Here is a 3653-nt window from a genome sequence, read left to right as displayed (position 1 = left end):
AAGAAGCTAAATTAGCTTTTGCGATCGAGCTTCTCCAATTTTGCAGGGATGAAGACGAGGGCGACTATAAAGGTGAAACATATTTCGCCTCTGACAGACCAGCATTGGACGACGAAGATGACTGATAAAAATTTGCTTGAAAGAAAATTGAGGGCTGCTATTCAAAAATATTTAGACGCAGACACCAAACATTCTAAAAGCGGAAGTCTCGGACAAGTCACCAAATTAATTAATGCGGCGGTAGCAGATCAAAGAATTTTGGGAGTTGAGACGATCGAGGTAATTAAAACGGTAATAGCTGAATTCGGCGAACTTCCCGACAAAGTGCAGTTGCGTTTCCAAAAAGGTTCGCTTTATGAAGGCGAACACCCTAGAGGTGGTGGACTTGTTTTTGGTTGGTATTGCGAAACTCAAATTGAAGCCGAACCCATCCCAGTAATTCTTGAAAGTTTGCCACTATCCGATGAAACTCAGCAAAAATACATCAAAGTTATATCTGGCGATATGCGACAGTGGGGATTTTTGCCGGCCGTCGATTTACCTTTTGATGGCTGTTATGTAGAAGTTTCACCCTGCGACGATTATTTTACTGAAATCTTAAAAGCCGGTTGGGCGCCGCCTTGTTCAATTCAGTGGAGTTGGTTTGATCGCCCGTCCTGGGCAAACATGGAGGGTTATGTAGTGGAGCGGTCAATTATTCCCTACGGATTTTGGCAAGCTTGGAAGTGGTGGCCGGGTTGCTGGCAGTGGTATTTTCAAAAAAGACCAGAACTTTTTGAAGATGCCGAATTTTGGCACAAAGAACCAACTCGCTACGATCCTCCAGCGGGCGATCTGTATGCTGCGGTGTTGGGTAGTGCCAGTAAAAATAGAGAAGTTTTTCACTTAGATGATTAAAGCCAAAAATAAACCCCCTTTTTTAGGGGGCATAGATCACCAAAGTTTGACTCTAATTGTTAATGCTTGCTAATCTCTCCAGCCGTGATAAGTTGCCCGTCGCACATCGGGTAATAATCGTCCGGGTAAGCTGTTGAGCTCAACCACATTATTCTGTACTCCCATTCCTCAGTCGTGAAATCCCAGTTAACCCCAATAACTTGTCCAGTTTCAGACTGGACTTTGCCAGTGGTTTCGTCAGTCCACACAAAATCCACCAATTCTCCAAACCAGAATTCAGGTTCGGTAGCTCCGATCGCAATTCCAACAATTTTGCTTGCGCTGGGAATTATTGCGGAAAGGGCGATCGCGCACGCCAAAAACTGGCGGCGGCTCAGTCCGTGATTTGCCATAATAAAATTACCTCGCATGGAGGTACTCGTAAGTTTACGGGTCAGGGCGGTTCACACTTTGTTTTCGACGACAGGGGTGTGGGCCGCTTTTCGCTATGGTAATCCAACTTACAAAACTTGTCAACGTCTGGCGTGTAGAAAGCGAAATCACATATTTATATTTCCACTTTACAAGTGTAGTAATTCGTGTTAGCTTCTAAAAAGTAGTACATTTGAAGAGTTGATTTTTGTGACTCAGACGTTGATTAGGTGGAAATTGAGTGAAATTATGGCGCGGCATCGCATAAAAGGTTCTGACTTGGCTGAATGTCTGAAAACTAGCACCAACGCCATATCAAGACTAAAAAATGCCAAGACGATGCCTCGCATTGACGGTAATCGGCTTAATGATTTGTGTAACGCATTGAATAAACTCGCCGAAGATTCCGAAAATATGGAGACACAGATTACTCCAGCTACGTTACTTGAGTATGTAAGGGAGGAAGTGTAAACATGACTGACATCATGGCCCAAAACTTTGAAGGCAAGTCAATCTCAATTCGTGAGGACGGATATTGGAATTTGACCCAAATGTGCCAAACGCATGGACGAAATGTTGCGGATTTTTTACGGTTGAAATCCACTCAAGACTACTTGGCTGTTTTTTACTTTGATTCTGAGGTCGATACGGGAATTCCCGTAACGGCATCAAAAGTCGATATGGGAATTCCCATATCGACCTCAAACCAAGACAGCGCAAGCATTGTTTCCGATATGGGAAATTCTCATATCGAAAATAAAAGCCCTATTGATGTTGTCAAAGGAGGCCGATCGCAAGAGCAAGGAACATGGGGGCATGAAGAAGTTGCTTTGAAGTTGGCAGCTTGGCTCAACCCTAAATTTGAGGTATGGGTTTACCGCACTATAAAAAAGTTGCTGCGAACCGGCGAGGTAAAACTCAAGGATGAAATTGAAGGATTGCGATCGGCGCTAAATCAGGCTGCCCAAACCATTGAAGAGTACGACGTGGAACTAGCTTTGAGCCACCACAAGCAAAGTCAGTACAAGCGCGAATATTTGGAGGCGATTTGTCTCAGCCACTGGGAGGGCGATTATTCTAGCTACGCCGAAGATCCAGATTGTTATCAGGCTAAATCCGCCTAAAAATAGGAGCCAACAAATGTCACAAATCCAAATAACAGCATATAGCGACAGTTACGAACGTTGCGGTTGCAAGTTTACCGCTGATAGCAACCAAATTTTAGTGGTTGCAGAATATTGGGAAGCAGCTAATGAGGAAGCGAACAAAAAACCTCTCGACGGTTTTGGCTCTAATACTGTTGGTAAGTTTACAGCCATGAGCCAAGATGCTATTACTCAAGCAATGGCAGAAAAATACGGGCAGGCAGTAGCAGTTACCGGAGTTTCACTCCTAGACATTCCCGTTGTTGTAATGCGATTCTCGCTTTCTTGAGGTGTGATATGAACAAACAAGAATTAATTGAAACGATCGCAAAAAAGAAGGGAAAAACGCCTGAGTCGGTTTCTTACGACTTAAGCACTGCCTATGACGAAATTTTTGCCACGATTGTCGAAGCAGTAGCCAGCGGTCAGGTTGTGAAAATTCCAAATTTTGGGGTTTTTTACCGCAGCAAACAGCACCTCGGTCGCACTCGACAACCTTCTGAGAAAATGATTCCGAGCTTTAGTCCTGATTTAAATTTCAGAGATGCAGTTCGGGAGGGAGACAACTTAACAATTTAGCCCCGTCGCCCAATAGCCAAAAAACTGTTAAAAATTCAAAACCTATGAACGACAAAAAGAGAGCAGCAATCAAAAGATGGATTCCAATAATCCTAGAAGCAAACAAAGGTATATCGGTTAACGAGCTTACCTACCAACTGGGTAACGCTGTCGGCTTAATCGATCGCGACACCGTCCTAGACTGCCTTAAAGAAATGAACGGCGGCAAAGAGTGAGCGTAATAAAAACCGCTAGTGTGTGCCAGCGGTTTTTTATTGACTGATTACTCTTGATTGATTACTGTAACTCTTTCCACGCTGCCACCAATTTTTGCAAACCCAGGGCATATTTTGTGAAACCTTCTTGCCATGCAAACGTGATTGCATTTTGCTGCACCAGCCTTACGTGTTCCTCGGTCATTTCCACTGCGCGATCGGCGTCCGTCCTTTCCCGAAAAACTGGCATCAATGAATTTCCCAACATCTGCCCAAGAATTTCGCGATTTTGTTCTGGGTCTAAATTTTTCATAATGGGTTCCAAAATACTATTTTTATTGTACTACCCACCTGTCACGGCGGAAGTTGCGGGTTCGAGCCCCGTCTGTCCCGTTCTCTCTCCATGAGGGTTTGAGGTTTTTAGGGT

8 protein-coding genes are annotated in these 3653 nt (G+C 44.1%); 6 read left to right on the top strand and 2 right to left on the bottom strand.

Going from position 1 to position 3653, the window contains the following annotated elements; translation table 11 throughout:
* Positions 1-117 precede the first annotated feature (117 nt).
* Entirely contained in the window at positions 118-897 is a 780-nt protein-coding gene (locus QUA23_RS30595; protein ID WP_333079634.1) for a hypothetical protein, read from the top strand.
* A gap of 59 nt (positions 898-956) precedes the next feature.
* On the opposite strand, the gene QUA23_RS30590 is transcribed toward QUA23_RS30595, so the two are convergent.
* Positions 957-1289 (bottom strand): hypothetical protein, encoded by a 333-nt coding sequence (locus tag QUA23_RS30590; RefSeq protein WP_333079632.1) that lies wholly within the window; start codon positions 1287-1289, stop codon positions 957-959.
* A gap of 229 nt (positions 1290-1518) precedes the next feature.
* Here QUA23_RS30590 and QUA23_RS30585 point away from each other — a divergent pair, with 229 nt between their 5' ends.
* Genes QUA23_RS30585 through QUA23_RS30565 form a run of 5 tightly spaced genes read left to right on the top strand, consistent with a single transcriptional unit; the run spans position 1519 to position 3247 of the window.
* Positions 1519-1779, top strand: coding sequence for a helix-turn-helix transcriptional regulator (locus tag QUA23_RS30585; protein WP_333079631.1), 261 nt, complete (start codon positions 1519-1521; stop codon positions 1777-1779).
* Positions 1780-1781: 2 nt separating this feature from the next.
* Complete coding sequence (locus QUA23_RS30580) at positions 1782-2432, top strand: KilA-N domain-containing protein (RefSeq protein ID WP_333079630.1); 651 nt, start codon at positions 1782-1784, stop codon at positions 2430-2432.
* Positions 2433-2448: 16 nt separating this feature from the next.
* Positions 2449-2742: a hypothetical protein gene (locus tag QUA23_RS30575; RefSeq protein ID WP_333079628.1), complete on the top strand. Its 294-nt coding sequence runs from the start codon at positions 2449-2451 to the stop codon at positions 2740-2742.
* A gap of 8 nt (positions 2743-2750) precedes the next feature.
* A complete protein-coding gene (locus QUA23_RS30570) occupies positions 2751-3032 on the top strand; it encodes an HU family DNA-binding protein (RefSeq protein ID WP_333079627.1) in 282 nt (93 codons plus the stop codon).
* Between the two features lie 44 nt (positions 3033-3076).
* Complete coding sequence (locus tag QUA23_RS30565) at positions 3077-3247, top strand: hypothetical protein (protein ID WP_333079625.1); 171 nt, start codon at positions 3077-3079, stop codon at positions 3245-3247.
* Between the two features lie 61 nt (positions 3248-3308).
* Here QUA23_RS30565 and QUA23_RS30560 read toward each other — a convergent pair whose 3' ends face one another.
* The gene (locus QUA23_RS30560) at positions 3309-3539 is read right to left on the bottom strand and encodes a hypothetical protein (RefSeq protein ID WP_333079624.1); all 231 of its coding nucleotides are present in this window, start codon (positions 3537-3539) and stop codon (positions 3309-3311) included.
* Positions 3540-3653 lie beyond the last annotated feature (114 nt).

The organism is Microcoleus sp. Pol1C5 (genome assembly GCF_036701115.1).
GTDB lineage: Bacteria > Cyanobacteriota > Cyanobacteriia > Cyanobacteriales > Microcoleaceae > Microcoleus.
Note: the sequence above shows the minus strand (reverse complement) of the source record. Positions and strands in the feature narration are given on the sequence as shown.

Coding starts and splice junctions, on each gene's coding strand:
- QUA23_RS30595 (WP_333079634.1), top strand. CDS start 118: ATGACTGATAAAAATTTGCTTGAAAGAAAATTGAGGGCTGCTATTCAA.
- QUA23_RS30590 (WP_333079632.1), bottom strand. CDS start 1,289: ATGGCAAATCACGGACTGAGCCGCCGCCAGTTTTTGGCGTGCGCGATC.
- QUA23_RS30580 (WP_333079630.1), top strand. CDS start 1,782: ATGACTGACATCATGGCCCAAAACTTTGAAGGCAAGTCAATCTCAATT.
- QUA23_RS30575 (WP_333079628.1), top strand. CDS start 2,449: ATGTCACAAATCCAAATAACAGCATATAGCGACAGTTACGAACGTTGC.
- QUA23_RS30570 (WP_333079627.1), top strand. CDS start 2,751: ATGAACAAACAAGAATTAATTGAAACGATCGCAAAAAAGAAGGGAAAA.
- QUA23_RS30565 (WP_333079625.1), top strand. CDS start 3,077: ATGAACGACAAAAAGAGAGCAGCAATCAAAAGATGGATTCCAATAATC.
- QUA23_RS30560 (WP_333079624.1), bottom strand. CDS start 3,539: ATGAAAAATTTAGACCCAGAACAAAATCGCGAAATTCTTGGGCAGATG.